16 protein-coding genes and 2 pseudogenes are annotated in these 16,748 nt (G+C 39.8%); 10 read left to right on the top strand and 8 right to left on the bottom strand.

Annotated features, from left to right (window positions below; translation table 11 throughout):
• Positions 1–22: 22 nt before the first annotated feature.
• From H5115_RS12845 to H5115_RS20370, 9 genes and pseudogenes are all read left to right on the top strand, one after another.
• Positions 23–2,719 carry a nitrate reductase gene (locus H5115_RS12845; RefSeq protein ID WP_182755636.1) on the top strand — a complete coding sequence of 899 codons (2,697 nt, stop codon included), beginning with the start codon at positions 23–25 and terminating at the stop codon, positions 2,717–2,719.
• A 17-nt stretch (positions 2,720–2,736) separates the two neighbouring features.
• Entirely contained in the window at positions 2,737–3,708 is a 972-nt protein-coding gene (gene moaA / locus H5115_RS12850) for a GTP 3',8-cyclase MoaA (protein WP_182755637.1), read from the top strand.
• A 1-nt stretch (position 3,709) separates the two neighbouring features.
• Positions 3,710–4,390, top strand: a complete 681-nt coding sequence (locus tag H5115_RS12855; protein WP_182755638.1) for a molybdenum cofactor guanylyltransferase — start codon at positions 3,710–3,712, stop codon at positions 4,388–4,390.
• Positions 4,387–4,926 (top strand): molybdenum cofactor biosynthesis protein B, encoded by a 540-nt coding sequence (moaB, locus tag H5115_RS12860; RefSeq protein WP_002959837.1) that lies wholly within the window; start codon positions 4,387–4,389, stop codon positions 4,924–4,926. The genes H5115_RS12855 and moaB overlap by 4 nt, the downstream gene beginning before the upstream one ends.
• 1 nt (position 4,927) lies before the next feature.
• Entirely contained in the window at positions 4,928–5,398 is a 471-nt protein-coding gene (gene moaC, locus H5115_RS12865; RefSeq protein WP_007375236.1) for a cyclic pyranopterin monophosphate synthase MoaC, read from the top strand.
• Complete coding sequence (locus H5115_RS12870; RefSeq protein ID WP_182672199.1) at positions 5,376–5,675, top strand: MoaD/ThiS family protein; 300 nt, start codon at positions 5,376–5,378, stop codon at positions 5,673–5,675. The genes moaC and H5115_RS12870 overlap by 23 nt, the downstream gene beginning before the upstream one ends.
• Positions 5,675–6,133 carry a molybdopterin synthase catalytic subunit MoaE gene (moaE, locus tag H5115_RS12875; protein WP_182755640.1) on the top strand — a complete coding sequence of 153 codons (459 nt, stop codon included), beginning with the start codon at positions 5,675–5,677 and terminating at the stop codon, positions 6,131–6,133. The genes H5115_RS12870 and moaE overlap by 1 nt, the downstream gene beginning before the upstream one ends.
• Positions 6,133–6,792 (top strand): MOSC domain-containing protein, encoded by a 660-nt coding sequence (locus H5115_RS12880; protein WP_182672197.1) that lies wholly within the window; start codon positions 6,133–6,135, stop codon positions 6,790–6,792. The genes moaE and H5115_RS12880 overlap by 1 nt, the downstream gene beginning before the upstream one ends.
• 129 nt (positions 6,793–6,921) lie before the next feature.
• Positions 6,922–7,249: pseudogene (locus H5115_RS20370) on the top strand (sensor histidine kinase); the annotation flags it as partial.
• A 2-nt stretch (positions 7,250–7,251) separates the two neighbouring features.
• On the opposite strand, the gene H5115_RS12885 reads toward H5115_RS20370, so the two are convergent.
• The 5 genes from H5115_RS12885 to nirB form a co-directional block, all read right to left on the bottom strand.
• On the bottom strand, positions 7,252–7,617 hold the full coding sequence (locus H5115_RS12885) for a hypothetical protein (RefSeq protein ID WP_259396400.1): 366 nt from the start codon (positions 7,615–7,617) through the stop codon (positions 7,252–7,254).
• Positions 7,618–7,892: 275 nt separating this feature from the next.
• Positions 7,893–9,155 carry a nitrate- and nitrite sensing domain-containing protein gene (locus tag H5115_RS12890; protein ID WP_182755641.1) on the bottom strand — a complete coding sequence of 421 codons (1,263 nt, stop codon included), beginning with the start codon at positions 9,153–9,155 and terminating at the stop codon, positions 7,893–7,895.
• 273 nt (positions 9,156–9,428) lie between these two features.
• A complete protein-coding gene (gene cobA, locus H5115_RS12895; protein ID WP_182755643.1) occupies positions 9,429–10,292 on the bottom strand; it encodes a uroporphyrinogen-III C-methyltransferase in 864 nt (287 codons plus the stop codon).
• A gap of 9 nt (positions 10,293–10,301) precedes the next feature.
• On the bottom strand, positions 10,302–10,655 hold the full coding sequence (gene nirD / locus H5115_RS12900; RefSeq protein ID WP_182755645.1) for a nitrite reductase small subunit NirD: 354 nt from the start codon (positions 10,653–10,655) through the stop codon (positions 10,302–10,304).
• On the bottom strand, positions 10,642–13,215 hold the full coding sequence (gene nirB, locus H5115_RS12905) for a nitrite reductase large subunit NirB (protein ID WP_182755646.1): 2,574 nt from the start codon (positions 13,213–13,215) through the stop codon (positions 10,642–10,644). Before nirB ends, nirD begins: the two co-directional genes overlap by 14 nt.
• Before the next feature lie 394 nt (positions 13,216–13,609).
• On the opposite strand from nirB, the gene H5115_RS12910 reads away from it, so the two are divergent.
• Positions 13,610–13,843 (top strand): hypothetical protein, encoded by a 234-nt coding sequence (locus H5115_RS12910; RefSeq protein WP_182673548.1) that lies wholly within the window; start codon positions 13,610–13,612, stop codon positions 13,841–13,843.
• Between the two features lie 44 nt (positions 13,844–13,887).
• Here the strand turns inward: H5115_RS12910 and H5115_RS12915 are convergent, their stop codons facing one another.
• The 3 genes and pseudogenes from H5115_RS12915 to H5115_RS20245 all read right to left on the bottom strand — a co-directional run.
• On the bottom strand, positions 13,888–14,739 hold the full coding sequence (locus H5115_RS12915) for a universal stress protein (protein ID WP_024596346.1): 852 nt from the start codon (positions 14,737–14,739) through the stop codon (positions 13,888–13,890).
• 10 nt (positions 14,740–14,749) lie between these two features.
• Complete coding sequence (locus H5115_RS12920; protein WP_182673431.1) at positions 14,750–16,240, bottom strand: SulP family inorganic anion transporter; 1,491 nt, start codon at positions 16,238–16,240, stop codon at positions 14,750–14,752.
• A 271-nt stretch (positions 16,241–16,511) separates the two neighbouring features.
• Positions 16,512–16,631 (bottom strand): annotated as a pseudogene (locus tag H5115_RS20245) (NUDIX hydrolase); the annotation flags it as partial.
• Between the last annotated feature and the right edge of the window lie 117 nt (positions 16,632–16,748).

A 16,748-nucleotide genomic window follows, 5' to 3' on the forward strand; every position in this document is an offset into this window, starting at 1 on the left:
AAGCACACTAAAAGAGAGCAGTATGGCAACCGCAAACACGTCACCAACTATAAATAAAACGAGTTTAAAACAAACAACATGTGCTTACTGTGGTGTAGGGTGCGGTGTTGATATTTCACTTTTTAATAATGTGCCAACCAAGCTTGAAGGCATGCGAGAGCATCCCGCAAACTTTGGTCGTTTATGTGTAAAAGGCACCCATTTGCTCGACACAACAGGCAGTGATAATCGCTTAACGTCGCCCCTTATTAATAATAAAGCAGCCACGTGGGATGAAGCAACTGACCACGTTGCCAATAAATTTAACGACATAATACAAAAGCACGGGCCTGATGCGGTGGCTTTTTATGTGTCAGGGCAGTTACTTACTGAAGATTACTACATCGCGAATAAATTAATGAAAGGCTACATAGGCTCAGGCAATATTGATACTAATTCACGCCTGTGTATGTCATCTGCTGTGGCAGGTTATAAACGCGCTTTTGGTGAAGACGTAGTGCCGTGTACCTATGAAGATTTAGAGCAAACTGAGTTACTTATATTAATTGGCTCAAATGCCGCATGGACGCATCCGGTTTTGTATCAGCGAATGGAGCGTGCAAAGCAGCTTAACCCAAATATGAAAGTGGTGGTTATTGATCCGCGTAAAACCGACACAGCTGAGCTTGCCGACACATTTTTAAATATAAAACCAGGCAGTGACGCCGCGCTTTATAACGGCTTGCTTAATTATTTAAATGAGCATAACCACCTCGACACGCAATTTATTGCTCAGCACACAAACGGCTTTGAAAGCGCATTGCAAGAGGCACAAAAATGGAGTTGTAAGGCAGTTAGCGATTTTTGCGATATAGCAATTGAGCAAGTCACTGAGTTTTACGCGCTATTTGCTAACAGCCCAAGCGCGATTAGCTTTTATTCAATGGGTATAAATCAATCAAGCTCGGGTGTAGATAAATGCAACGCCATTATTAATGCACATTTAGCCTCAGGTAAATTACTTAAACCAGGCAGCGGTCCGTTTTCGATTACTGGGCAGCCCAATGCGATGGGCGGGCGCGAAGTAGGTGGTTTGGCTAATCAGTTGGCGGCGCATTTAGATATTGAAAACGAAGCACATCAATCACTTGTACAACGCTTTTGGCTCTCGCCAACTATTGCTAAAAAAGCAGGCAGTAATGCTATTGATATGTTTGATGAAATAGCCGCAGGCAAAATAAAAGCAGTGTGGATAATGGCAACAAACCCAATGGTCAGCTTGCCCAATAACGCTGCTATTAAAAAGGCATTAGAGACCTGCGAGCTGGTGGTTGTATCTGACTGTATTGCAAAAAGTGATACGTTAAAGTTTGCCGATGTTGCTTTTCCATCAACCGGATGGGGCGAAAAAAACGGCACAGTAACCAACTCAGAGCGCAGAATATCAAGGCAGCGCCCGTTAGTAGCGCCTTATTCGGGAGCTAAAAATGATTGGCAAATTATGTGCGAAGTCGCTAAAAAAATGGGCTTTGAAGGGTTTGACTTTACAGATCCAAGTGGCATTTTTGAAGAATGGGCACAATTAACCGACTTTGAAAATAATGGCAGCCGATTATTAAACCTCTCTGGTTTAGTTGGGCTCACACAAAATCAGTATGATAATTTAAAACCCATTATGTGGCCTGTTGTTAAAAATCAGCCTTATATAAACGGTCAGGTTTTTACAGATAACCAATTTAGCACCGCTGATAAAAAGGCGCGTTTTATACCTATAACGCCGCAACTACCGGTGCAAAAAACATCAAGTGATTATCCGTTTGTAATGAACTCAGGACGTATACGCGACCAATGGCATACCATGAGCCGCACGGGTAAAAGCACTGCGCTTTCATCGCATATTACACGCCCGTATATTGAAATTAATCCGCTTGATGCCAGTAAATTAGCAATTAAACAAAACGATTTAATAAACGCGATTGCCCAAACAGGGCAGGTTACCGCGCATGCCAAAGTAACCGATTCGGTGCGAAAAGGTGAATGTTTTATGCCTATTCATTGGAATAAGCAATTTGCGTCATCAGCAACAGTAAGTGGGTTGTATCAATCGGTAGTTGACCCTCTATCTGGTCAGGCTGAGTGCAAACACGGCGCCGTTAATATAGTTAAAGCACCCTTTGTGCAATATATGCAGCTGTTTGCTAGAAACGAACTTGTTATAAACAGTGATTTTTGGCTTAAAGTTAATGCAAGTAATTGCTTTAATTACCAATTAGCGCTTAATGAGCCACAAAGTGATTTACTGTATTACTGCCAAACCTTAACCGGTTTACAAGGGCAGTGGTCGGCTATGAATACGGCAAAAGCCATGCATGTGCAGTGTATTCAAAACGATCAATTAGCGTTTGTTGGTGTTATTTCTAATGAACAAAAAGAAATATCACTTGAGTGGATAAACCATTTGTTTGCAGAGCCATTACTGACTTTTACACAGTTACAGTCTTTGCTTTATGCAACCCCCGATGAAGAATTTACCCAAGGCGTGCAAGTGTGTAGCTGCTTTAAAGTAAGAGAGCAGCCAATTATAAACGCCATTAAAAACGGTGCAAACACCGTCGAGCAATTGGGGTCTGAACTTAAATGTGGAACGAACTGTGGTTCGTGTAAAACACAATTAAGCCAATTAATAAAACAACATTACAAAGCAGGCTCTAGCAGCATTGATGTTGCGGTTGTAATGTAAAGAAAAAAAGGAAGCATATGCTTAATGATCAATTTGGTCGGCAGTTTAACTATTTGCGCCTCTCAATAACCGATGTATGTAATTTTAGTTGTAGTTATTGTTTACCAAACGGGTATCAGTGCGATACGCCGCGTAATTTTTTAAATAAAAACGAAATTAGCATGCTTGTAAATGCGTTTGCAGAGCTAGGTACCAAAAAAGTGCGCATTACAGGTGGCGAACCATGCTTGCGAAACGACGTAACCGATATTATAAAACTCTGTAAAAATACACCCGGCATAGAAAAAGTAGCCATTACTACCAACGGATTTAATTTATTAAATAAAATTGATGAATTTGCCGATGCAGGGCTTGATGCGCTTAATGTAAGTATTGATAGCTTAAATCCGAGTATGTTTAAACTCATAACAGGGCACGACAAACTTAACCTTATTTTAAAAGGGATTGAGCGCGCGGTAGAGCTGGGCATAAAAGATATAAAAATAAATGCGGTGCTTGCCAAGCAGTTTAATAAAAACCAATTGAAGGATTTTTTAGCGTGGGTAAAACACCACAAAGTTACAGTGCGCTTTATAGAATTAATGGAAACCGGTGACGGCGCAACCTTTTTTGAAGAAAATCACTTAAGTGGGCAAACGGTTAAAGCCCAGCTTTTAGCTCAAGGCTGGTTACAAGTCGTGAGAGGGAAATTAAATGGACCTGCAGAAGAATTTTGTCATCCTGATTACGATGGTCGTATTGGTTTAATAATGCCGTACAGTAAAGATTTTTGTAAAAGTTGTAATCGCTTAAGGGTGTCGGCGCTGGGTAAATTACACTTATGCTTGTTTGCCGAACAAGGTATAGATTTACGTGAACTACTAAACGAGGACGATACTGCAGCGACCGTAAAGGCAATTCGAGCCGCTATGGGCAATAAAGAAATAAGCCATGAGCTAGATAAACGCTTAACAGGTGCGACAACTCACTTAGCCATGTTAGGTGGTTAATATGGAAGTAAAAGCTAAGCGAGATTATACAGGCGTTGTGCTTGCTGGTGGTAAGTCATCAAGAATGGGCACAGACAAAGCCGATTTAGTTTTAAAAAATAAAACGCTATTGCACAATGCGTGTGATTTATTAAAAGACGCAGGTGCTAAAAACATACTAATAAGCCGCAACGTTACAAATCCAGTTAAATCATCGAGCCAATATTCACCGAGCGATTATCCTTCAGAAAAGTACGTTAAAGATATATACCCAAATAGTGGACCCCTTGGCGGAATTTATTCCACATTAATAGCCACTGAGCATGACTTACTTATTACTGCGGTAGATATGCCTCTACTTACGAGTAGTTTGTTAAGCACAATTGTGCTGGCTTCTCAGTCAAATAACGTACAAAGTGTGAGCAATCAATTAAATCAGTCACAAATACATGCTTGGCACTTTGAAAATGAACCACTACCGCTGTATATTCGTAATACAAGCAGTGTAAAAAATCATTTAAAACACATACTCACAAACGCTAACAGTCATAAATCAATAAAACAGTTTACCCAAAGCATTGGTGTGCAAACGCTTTTATGTAATAAAACGCATGCATTAATAAACACCAATACGCCGGCGCAATTTAAAGCTGTAAATGAGCATTTTGACCAAAGCATTAATCAATTAAGAAGAACATTATGAGCCACACAACTGAGTCACAAATAGCATTAAACATTGCCGTAATGACGGTAAGCGATACACGCGATGAAATTACCGATACTTCTGGTCATTACTTAATTAAAGCGCTAACTGAAGCTGGTCATCACTTAGCTGATAAAGACATAGTTAAAGATGACGTTTACCAAATGCGTGCAGTGGCATCGCAGTGGATAGCCGATGACACCATTCATGCTATTTTAGTGACTGGTGGTACAGGATTTACCGAACGTGATTCAACACCTGAGGCATTTGCGCCGCTGTTTGATAAAAGCGTAGACGGTTTTGGTGAGCTATTTAGACATATATCGTACGGTGAAATTGGTAACTCAACTATTCAATCTCGTGCATTGGCAGGACTTGCTAACAACACCGTTATTTTTTGTATGCCAGGCTCTACAGGCGCATGCAAAACAGCATGGACAGGCATTATAAAAGATCAACTTAACTCAATGCATAAACCGTGTAACTTTGTACCGCACATTACCATTGGTAAAAAGTGTGAATCGCGTGAGCAATAGTATGTTAAGCCACGTAGACGAAAACGGCCAAGCGAATATGGTTGATGTATCGCTCAAAGACGTAACCTTGCGCGATGCCTCAGCTGAAGCATTTATTAGCATGAGCAAGCTTGCCTTTGAACAAGTAATGCTTAATCAAAACAAAAAGGGTGATGTGTTAGGCGTGGCACGCATTGCAGGTATTCAAGGCGCAAAAAAATGCGCTGATTTAATTCCGCTTTGTCATCCGCTTGCACTTAGTAAAGTCGCTGTTGATTTTGAACTTGATGAAGCTAACAGCCAAATTAAAATAACCAGCTACTGCAAACTTGCCGGTAAAACTGGCGTAGAAATGGAAGCGTTAACGGCGGTATCTGTGGCTAGCCTTACTTTGTTTGATATGTGTAAAGCAGCCGACCCATTAATGGAAATTAGCGGCATGCGCGTTACTCAAAAAGCAGGGGGCAAAAATGGTAGTTGGCAGCGCGATTAATCCAAACAATGTCATATATAGCGCCGGAAAAGTAGAGTTATTGTTTTTTGGACAACTAAAAGAGCGGTTAAAGTGCAGTAAATTAAGCCTTGAGATTACGCAGCCGCTTACTATTTCAGAGCTTAAATTAAAATTAGTGAGCCAATACCCGCATTGGCAACCGTGGCTTGAGGAGCGTGAGCTACTTGCAGCGCTTAACCAAACTATGTCATCAAGCGATGAAATAGTGAAAGCAGGGGATGAGCTTGCCTTTTTCCCGCCGGTTACAGGTGGCTAATGAGCATACATATTCAAGTACAAACCGATGATTTTAATGTAGGTGACGAGTACAATACGCTTTGTAGTAATAATAAAAGTGATGGCGCTGTTGTCACCTTCACAGGTTTGGTAAGAGAGTTCAGCAGTGGTGATAACGTTATTGCACTTGAGCTTGAACACTACCCTGGTATGACCGAGCAACTGCTTCAATCTATTGCAGAGCAAGCACAAACTCGCTGGCAATTGGCGCGAATATGCATTATTCACCGCGTTGGTTACTTAGCACTTGGCGAGCAAATTGTATTTGTTGGCGTAACGTCCCGCCATCGCCAAGCCGCGTTCGAAGGCGCACAATTTATAATGGATTACTTAAAAAACCACGCCACGTTTTGGAAAAAAGAGCACTTTAAAGACTCATCAAACTGGGTTGAGTTTAAACAAAGTGACAAACAAGCGATGGGTAGGTGGGAGTCTTAATGAAAATAATCTCTACTAATATCTCTAAAATAAAAACGGTAGTGTATAACGGCAAAGAGGTTAAAACCGGTATTTTTAAAACGGCAACTAACGAACCTGTTGTTATTGAAAAGCTAAATATTATAGGGGATGAGCAAGCTGATTTAGTTAATCACGGCGGGGTTGATAAAGCGGTTTACGCGTTTTCGCACAATCATTATGATTATTGGAAACAAACCCTCGAGAATGATGATTTGGCAGTAGGTGCCTTTGGCGAAAACTTCACGATTTCTGACCTTGATGAAGCGAATATACACATAGGTGACCATATTCGAATTGGTACTGCATTACTTGAAGTAAGCCAGCCTCGTGTGCCTTGTTTTAAATTAGCTATCGCCCTTAATAATAAAAACAGCCTTAAACTGTTTACGCAGCATTACTGCACTGGCGTGTATTTTAGGGTACTAGAGCAGGGCGTTGCAAAAACGGGTGATAGTGTTGTTATCGAGAAGAAAGCCTCGCACGACATATCAGTAAAAAAACTGTTCCAGGCTTTTTTTGATAAAAAATATCCAGATTATGAAAGTGTATTATTAGCAGCACTCGAATTGCCGGAGCTTGCTCTTGAGTGGCAAACTAAAATTAAAAAGAAGCTTTGTATTAAAAATGAACTAAGTTAAGCGTAAATTGTTATTTATAGAGGAGCTAGTAAAAAAGATAAAACCTGCTATACCTAATGTGATAAATACTATAATTATTATAGTGTTATTAAAAAACTGTTGGGTTAGTAGCTAAAATAGGTGTCGTATATGAATATCTCCAGAAAAACTGATGCTTATTGTGATTTTAACAGCTGCAGAGGTAAGTATTACTGTTTACTCAGCTTTTGAAATAGCTAAAGGGGCCAAGTTTCACCAACTTAATTTTCTTCACTTAAAATATACTCATCAACTTACTAAGTCAGTTAAAAAAATAGAAAATGATCTCCCAATAGATATAAATACCATTGAGTCAGAGATATTGTTAATTAGGCAGCAACCAATTGACTGTATTGAAGAAATAAATCCATTAAATTATGCTGTTATGGAATTTATTAACACAGAGAAAACTTTAACAATTTGTGAAAAAGATATAGAAAATCAATTTTCTGTAAGTAGTGAATCACTTGCTCGCTCGAATATCAACCATCCAAACTTAAGACCTGAGGGCAAAATAATAAGCGATATAACTCTAAATATTTTAGGATCATGCTCAATAATCGATTCATTAAAAATATCATCAGATAGTTGCTCTTTAGCTACTGCTACTTCTGAACCTGATTTATATAGCTCGACAGCACGTTGAGGCAGATTAGCAACAATAGAAAATGAGCTCGCATCAAAAATGTTTAAAATTAGCTCAGCAATGTTTTCTATGTTTGTTTGAATGTCATTATCAAGAGAAGTTGTTAATTGCTGCTCATCTATAAATGATACACCTTCTATATAACTCTCTACATTGGGCATTCAAACTCCTACAACAGTATTAAATATGCCTCATTAAAATGAGATGCAACAAATGATTAACTTATTGTAGTTGATTATTTTGAATGCGTTGAATAATTTGCATTATAAATAGACTTCAAATTAGGGTTTTACCTTATTATAGTCAGCAGGTTATGAATCAATTTTAAAATAAGGCAAAACTCAATCTGGGTGTGAAATTTGTAACTTAATAAATAACTATTATTTAGGGTAGTGGTATTACTAAAGATCAACATGCCCAAGTAGAAACAGCATATTTAATCGCTCATTTGTACAATTGTTTGCGCTACGCTAAATAAGGTTTTATGCGTATCCATTGCTTGTTTTTGTAGCTGTTTATGGGCTTGCTCTTCGGTGAGCTTTAACTGCTCAATAAGTATGTACTTGGCTTGGTGAATGACCTTTTGCTCACTAATAACTTTTTTAGCGTCAAGTAACGCTTGGTTTATTTGTTTTATATGCTGGCTTTGCTCGATAATTAAATCATACATAGTTTTATTACTGTTGAGCTTATCGGCCGCTATATTTTGGTTTACTTCTGGCTCTGGTTGCTTAATGGCTAATTGGCCAAAAGTAGGGGCTATGTGTTGCTCTACCATATTGTTAAGTACTTGCTTATTTGTATTTAAACTACGTTGAGCACAGGCTATTTGCATTGCTGCGGTATCAATTAATTGATCTGCTATATTTTGCTCAATCTTGTGCATTATATCTATGCGCGTAGTGGTTACTTCGTACCATACTTCGCTTAGTTGCGAGAGCGGTTGAGCGTTCTCGTCATCGAGTTTTTGCAGTAAACTTCTAAGTTGGTCTACCTGATTATTCACCTGATGTGTTGTTAACGTGGCAAAGCATTTTAAAAGGTGCGCATCGGCGTACTCATTAAAAAAGTCAAAACTGTGGTTTTGCTCTTGTTCAAAATGCGCGAGTTGTTGTTTTTGCTCAGTGGTAAATTTACTCGCTGCAAATGCTTGTGCACCACAGGCGCGCTCTTGTCCTGCATACTCTTTACCTTGCATAAAGTTAAAAAAGGCAACTAATAAACGCGTTATTTTAGGATCGCTTGCGCCATCTGCTGCCTCTAAAATAATATTGAGTAAACTAGCAATTAACTGCGTGAACGACTGCGTAGCATGCACTGCACTAATGTTTTGTCGTGCTATTTGGTTGCGTAATTCGGGCAATGCGTCAAGTGTTTGCAGGCTATAGGTAATTAAATTAAATAACCGAGTATGACCAGTATCGGCGTTGTCGTTTATAAATGTTTGTTTAAGAGAATCATAAAATGCAGTTTGTGCGCTGCTGCTTAAAGGGATTTGTTCTTGTAATTGGGTTTTAAATCGCTCGCGATTTGAGGCCAAAAATATATTACTCATTGCACGTTCTTTTTGTAACTGATGTACAAAATCGCCTAATTTAGTAAGCGAGGCACAACTGTTTTGTAATTGCTTTAGCGCGTGTATTTCTTGATACTTAGCCGCTAATAAAAACTGTTTTGTGAGAGGATTGCTTGTCGCCATTGGTATTATTCCACACTTTTTTGTTTTTAAAGTGCAACCACTGTTCCAATCATTAATAAATTTCATCATTGAATTTAAAATCAAGCTAATACAATTGCTTAAAGTATTATTTTTATTTGTCACTGTGTTTCTATAATTTAACTTGCCATTACTTTTAACTTATTTGGTGCATTTAAGTATGTTATTGCACACAACTTGAACCCAAATAAAAACAAAAAAAGCGCCTACTCCTGGGGAGGTAGTAAGCGCGAAAAGTGCATTATTCATTTTACGTCATGCGTTAACATTTACACTGTTTAGTAACTCAGGACTAATAGCCATTTTATGATTTATTACTTCGCCAATCATAATTAGGGTAGGGCCTTGAAGGTTGTGTTTAGCATGCTCATTTACAATCAGTTCAAGCGTACTAGTAATTACTTTTTGCTTAGTGGTAGTGGCATTCTCTATTAGTGCAATGGGTGTATTACTTGGCCAGCCCACTGATTGCAAACCGCAGCTTAGCGTTTGTAAGCGCGAAAGCCCCATATAAACCACTAAAGTGGGGTTGTTGTTTGCAGGCATAAACGCGTAATTTTGCCAATGAGGTTGCTTATTAGGATCGGCAAACTGCGCAGTTAAAAATGTAACACTGCGTGCTACGTCCCTTGCAGTGAGCGGAATACCCGTATAAGCGGACGTAGCACAAGCCGTTGTCACACCCGGAACAATAGCAAAATTAATATTATGCTCACTAAGCGCATCGGCTTCTTCGTTAATACGTGCAAATATACTTGGATCGCCGCCTTTTAAACGCACTACGTTTAAGCCTTGTTGTGCGTATTTAACCAGTAGTTCGCAAATGTTAGCTTGGGTCATCGAATGTTTACCCGCACGTTTACCTACAAATACTCGCTGTGCTTTTTTAGGAAGCGTTTTTAATAAATCATCGCTTACTAACCAATCGTATAAAACAACATCGGCGGTATTAATTAAACGCTGCGCTTTAACCGTAATTAGCTCTGCGTCTCCTGGGCCCGCACCAATTATATAAACGTTGCCGCTTTTGACGCTGCGACTATTTGAGCTTGTTAGCTTAGTAACAAGCTTATTTAGCCACACGTTTTCAATACCCGAAAAATAAGACAGTACACTCATACTATTCCCCTAAGCCACAGCTGTTGTAACTTTTAGTTCAGAGCTTATAAATACACTGCCGTCTTCAATTTTTGCATTAAAAACCGGTAAGTGTATTGCTTCTGCTTCTAAACATTCGCCTGTTTCTAGGCAAAAGTGTTGCTTATATAAAGGCGATGCGACAACTAATTTACTGTCGATTGAGCCAATAATGCCACGCGACAATACATTGGCTTTGCCAATAGGGTCGTAGTTGCTAATGGCAAACACAGCCGTTGGGTTTTGCGGAATGTAAAAAATAGCCACTTGCTGATTATTAACTAATGCGCATACGCCGCTATTAGCCACTAGGTTGTCGATTGTTCCAATATTATGCCAAGACATCAGCTTGCTCCTCTTCAACTTCCATTACTGGAATACGGTTTTGTGTATTACGTTGCTCACGCTTTTCGGCTTCTGTAGCAGGGCGAATTTGGTTACGCTCTTGCACAAACAAAATGTTGTCGTCGGTTTCGGGGCTATTAACAAACTGGCGGAATCGTTTGGCAGCATCTGGGCTTTCAATGGCTTTTTTCCACTCACACGCATAGGTTTGTGTAATTAACTCCATTTGCGCTTCTAGCTCGTCGCAAATGCCTAAGCTGTCGTCAATGACTACGCTTTTAAGGTAGTCTAAACCGCCTTCAAGGTTTTCCATCCATACCGACGTACGCTGCAATTTGTCAGCCGTTTTAATGTAAAATATAATTACGCGGTCAATGTATTTAATAAGAGTAGGTGTGTCTAAATCGGTCGCAAATAAATCAGCATGGCGAGGGCGCATACCGCCATTACCACACACGTATAAGTTCCAGCCGTTTTCGGTGGCTATAATGCCAATATCTTTACTTTGTGCTTCGGCGCATTCGCGGGTACAACCCGATACCGCCATTTTAAATTTATGCGGTGCGCGTAACCCTTTGTAGCGGTTTTCTATTTCTATTGCGTGTCCAACGCTGTCTTGCACACCATAACGACACCACGTACTACCCACACACGACTTAACAGTTCTAAGAGACTTACCATAGGCATGACCGGTCTCAAATCCGGCTTCTATAAGTCGCTCCCAAATAACAGGAAGCTCTTCTAAGCGTGCACCAAATAAATCGATACGTTGACCGCCAGTGACTTTGCAGTACAGGTTAAAATCTTTGGCTACTTGTCCAATTACAATGAGTTTGTCGGGCGTTATTTCGCCGCCAGCAATACGCGGTACTACAGAGTACGAACCATCTTTTTGCATGTTTGCTAGGTACGTATCGTTAGTGTCTTGTAAGCCAACATGGGCGGGCTCTAAGATAAAGTCGTTCCATGTTGAGGCTAAAATAGAGCCAATGGCAGGTTTACATATTTCACAGCCATGACCGCTGCCGTGTTTAGTTAGTAAGTCATCAAAGCTTTTAATGCTTTCTACTTTTACCATATGCAGTAATTCTTGGCGTGAATACGCAAAGTGCTCACATACATGGTTGTTAACTTCAACACCACGGCTCGCTAATTCGTTATCAACAACTGATTTTAGTAACGCAGCACAACCGCCACAGCCGCTTGCTGCTTTAGTGCATGATTTTACCGAGGCTAAATCGCATGAGCCGCCATCAATCGCGCCTACAATGTCGCCTTTACTCACATTGTGACACGAACAAATAGTGGCTGTATCGGGTAGGGCACTGCCAGATAACGACGGCGCGCCGCCGCTGTCTGGTAAAATTAAACACTCAGGGTTTTCTGGTAAGTCCATGTCGTTAAGCATGTACTGCAGTAATGTATCGTAATCGCTGGTGTCGCCAACAAGTACAGCGCCCAGTAATTTATCGCCTTTTCCACTTAGTATGATTTTTTTATAACAGCCGCGAATAGCGTCTTGGTATATAAGTTCTTTACAGTCTGGCGTTTTTGCATGAGCGTCGCCAATTGAGCCTACTTCTACGCCTAACAGCTTAAGTTTTGTGCTCATATCAGCACCTAAAAACTCAAGCTCGCCGCCACTTAATTGGCTCGCTGCAACGCGCGCCATGTTGTAACCCGGTGCAACTAAACCAAATAGTTTTTTGTCCCACAAAGCACATTCGCCGATGGCTAAAATATCCGGATCTGATGTTTGGCATTGGTTATTAATAATAATACCGCCGCGCTCACCGAGTTCTAAATCAGCAATCTTACCTAGCTGATCGTACGGGCGAATACCGGCAGAGAACAAAATCAGATCTGTTTCTAAAAATGACTCATCCGAAAAATTCAATCTAAAGCGACTCGTTTCGCCTTTTACTATTTCACTGGTTGCCTTTGATGTGTGTACCGTTACGCCAAGTTCTTCTATTTTATTTTTTAGAAGCGTACCGCCTTGCCCATCAAGTTGAACAGCCATAAGCTGCGGCGCAAATTCAACTACGTGGGTATCAAGTCCTAGTTGCTTAATCGCATTTGCGGCTTCAAGCCCTAACAAACCACCGCCAATAACAACACCGCTTTTACTTACAGCGGCACTGGCTTTTATTTGTTCTAAATCTTCTAATGTGCGATACACCAAACAATGGGGTTGGTCGTTACCTTTTATAGGCGGCACAAACGGAAATGAACCTGTCGCGAGTACAAGCTTGTCGTACGGGTATTGCTCACCGGTTAATGTGGTCACTATTTTTGCTGATCTATCAATGTCTTCAACCCACTGGCTGGTATACACATTAATATTAAGTTGTTTATAGTTGTCGTGAGTGGTAAGTGCTAAATCGGCGGCTGTTTTGCCATCAAATACACTTGATAAATACACGCGATCGTATGCAAGATTTGCTTCTCCGCAAAGCACGGTAATGTCTGCGTTGGCATCGCTTTGGCGCATTTGCTCAACAAAGTGGTGTCCGACCATACCATTACCAATAATGAGTATTTTTTGCGAGGTTTGCATATGGCATTCCTTAAAGTGACGGTTTAAATACAAATAACAAAAAAGCCCGCCACAAATACGCATTATGCATAACTGTGTGCGGGCTTCTTTGCCGATGGTTGCTAATAGCTATAGTGCCAACAACCTAAATTTTTGCCATAAGTAAAACTGGCTTGTTAACAGAGTGTTTGCAAAAATATAGCCAGTTTTTTAAGTTATTGTTTAAATTATATTTAATGTTTTTTTAGAATGAGTGAAAAACCCGTTTTGATATATGTTGGTGCGCGCTTGGCACTAAGAGGGTGCAAGTATTGTCATTGTATTGTGCATTATCAGTCAATAAAACACCCATTATCATTCATTGTGTATTGAGTTAAATTTAGCCCATAAAATACGCACACGAATTACAAGCAAAATGATAAACACAAATTCAATAGATGATTCCCCTTTTCACGAAGGCGAGTTGGCAATACAAGACAAACTCGGTAAACGAAAAATAATGGCAACATTTAGCAAACGTGGCGTGCGCTCATTTATGCCAGAGCAGCATAGAAAGTTTGTGGCTCAAAAGGTTACGTCGTTTATTCAGTTTTTATTTGAAAAGTTTGAAGCTAGGCCAAAAACAAAAAGCCTAAAATCAGTTAAGTGATTTTAGGCTTTTGATACTGGTTTAAACTTATTTAAAATAGCTACTTACTTTAAAATAACCACAGGCACATCGCTGTTCTCGAGCATTTTAATGGTGTTACTGCCCACAAAAAACTGCCTTAGTTTAGAGTGCCCAAATGCACCCATTACAATTAGTTCTACATTATTTTGCTCTTTATATTGCATTAACGAGTCAAAAATATTGCCCTCTAAAAAGCTTGCCGACACTTCAAAGTCCATACTGATAAGCTTGTGCTGTGCGTTAACAAATTTTTCTTCAAGGTCTTTTTCGTTATTTTTAATACTCACTAAATGACAATGCAAACCATGTAATAAGCCGCCATCAATCACTTGTTGTAGCGCTTTGTCGGCTGTTTCGCGGCCGTCGTACGCAATCATAAATGATTTAGGTTGTTTAAATGTTTCAGGAATAAGCAAAATAGGTTGTGTTGCATTGCGCACTAAGGTTTCTATATGTGAGCCCAGCACCGCAAAGCTATTACTATGTCCAGCACCATTTTGGCCAATAACAATAAGGCGTGTATCGTCTTTTAAGTCTATAACGGTATCGAGCAAATCACCGTGGCGCTTAATTAGTTCAAAATTAGTAACACCTGCCGATTTAGCATGCTCACTTACTGAATTTAATAATTCGTCAGCCATTTTTAAACTTACTTTGCAGCGTTGTTCGTCAAGCTTAGTCATTTCATCAAGAAGTGTTGACTGTGCACCAAGCCCAATACTACCAGAGTAGTCGCCGATATTAGTTTGCTGCGTTTTTTCAATTGTATGCACAAAGCTAATTGGTTTATTTAGCTTTTTTGAAGCCCAAATAGCAGCGTCGGTTACATTTTTTGTAATGGCTGAGCCATCTACATAGGTAATTATTTTAGTCATTGCATTCTCCTTAATGTCCGCCAAGTAGTTTTTCGACTTCTTCAGGGTTGTTATGCACACCAAATTTATCAATTACAGTTTCGGTTGCGCTATTCATACCAATAATATTAACTGTTGCGCCTTCGCGTCTAAATTTAATAACCACCTTGTCGAGTGACGATACACCGGTTATATCCCAAAAATGTGCATGGGTTAAATCAATGACCACGTTAGAAACCGCATTTTTAAAATCGAACGATGAAATAAATTGCTCAGCTGAGGCAAAAAACACTTGGCCAACGACTTCATAGGTTATTTCATCGTTGCTTTCATCATGGTTAGCTTTAACCACCATAAAGCGACCAATTTTATTAGCAAAAAACAGCGTAGCTAACAACACACCAACTAAAACGCCAATGGCTAGGTTATGCGTGGCAACAACCACAATAACGGTGGAAATCATCACAACATTTGATGAAAGCGGGTTCTTTTTTAAATCCTTAACAGATGTCCACGAAAACGTACCAATCGATACCATAATCATTACCGCAACTAATGCTGCCATAGGAATTAAACGCAGCCATTCATCTAAAAACACCACCATGATGATTAAAAATAAACCTGCAATAAAGGTAGAAAGCCTGCCGCGACCGCCCGATTTAACATTAATGATTGATTGCCCAATCATAGCGCAACCCGCCATACCACCAAATAAGCCTGCGCCAATATTAGCAATACCTTGGCCCTTACATTCTTTATTACGATCGCTCGTTGTATCAGTTAAGTCATCAACAATAGTTGCGGTCATCATTGACTCAAGTAAGCCCACAACAGCAAGACCAATTGAATACGGTAATACAATTTGCAGTGTTTCGAGTGTTAGGGGGACATCGGGCCATAAAAATATAGGTAGAGTGTCTGGCAGTTCGCCCATGTCGCCAACGGTTCTTATATCAAGACCCAAAAATATTGAAATCAGTGTAATAACAACAATACACACTAAAGGAGAGGGAAGTATTTTGCCAATAGTTGGAATATATGGGAATAAGTAAATAATACCTAAGCCCGCTGCGGTCATCGCATAAACATGCCAAGTAACATTAGTCAGCTCAGGTAACTGCGCCATAAATATTAAAATCGCCAGCGCGTTTACAAACCCTGTTACAACAGAGCGCGATACAAAGCGCATTAATTCACCGAGCTTTAAAAAGCCTGCAAATATTTGTAGTACACCAGTGAGTAAGGTAGCAACCAGTAAGTACTCCAGACCATGATCTTTAACCAGCGTCACCATTAACAGTGCCATTGCACCGGTGGCCGCCGATATCATGCCAGGACGTCCGCCTACAAAGGCAATAATAACGGCGATACAAAATGAGGCGTATAAACCTACTTTTGGATCAACACCGGCAATAATAGAAAAAGCAATCGCTTCAGGTATTAGGGCAAGCGCCACAACAATACCAGCAAGCACATCGCCACGAACATTAGAGAGCCAATCTCTTTTTACGTGATCAAACATGTAATAAACCTAATTAGTTAGTTTCCCAAAGTATAGGGGAATATTTTATTTAAATAACAGTGATTCTCGCGCAGGCGGCGATTAAGGTTGCACGTAACGTGCTGATGAAAAAGGGGAGTGGTTGCCTAGGGCGGCGTAAGTTTCAAGAAAAAAGCTCCTTTTGATTAGTTTATATTAATAATGCGGACGAATTATAAGCATCACATATATATTAGCAATATGTTATTTGGCCTTAAAGACCAAACATTAATTTAATTATGCATTTGCTTATTTAAAACTCAAATGTAAAACCAAACTCTCTTAGTTTTTCGTATACGTTTATATCAAAACGGTACAAAGTAGCAGCTCGGTGAGCTACGTTGGTTTGTTTTTCTTTGCAGTTTATTAGGGTCTGTTGATCTTTCAAGGTTAAATTTGCAGCAGTCTGTTTGGTATTTAGGCAAGGCAGAGCCTATGTAGTGTGGTTATTCCCCATAAATGGGCGATAACGTAGCATTAATGCCAAACA

Source organism: Pseudoalteromonas sp. SR44-2 (assembly GCF_014163745.1).
GTDB lineage: Bacteria > Pseudomonadota > Gammaproteobacteria > Enterobacterales > Alteromonadaceae > Pseudoalteromonas > Pseudoalteromonas distincta.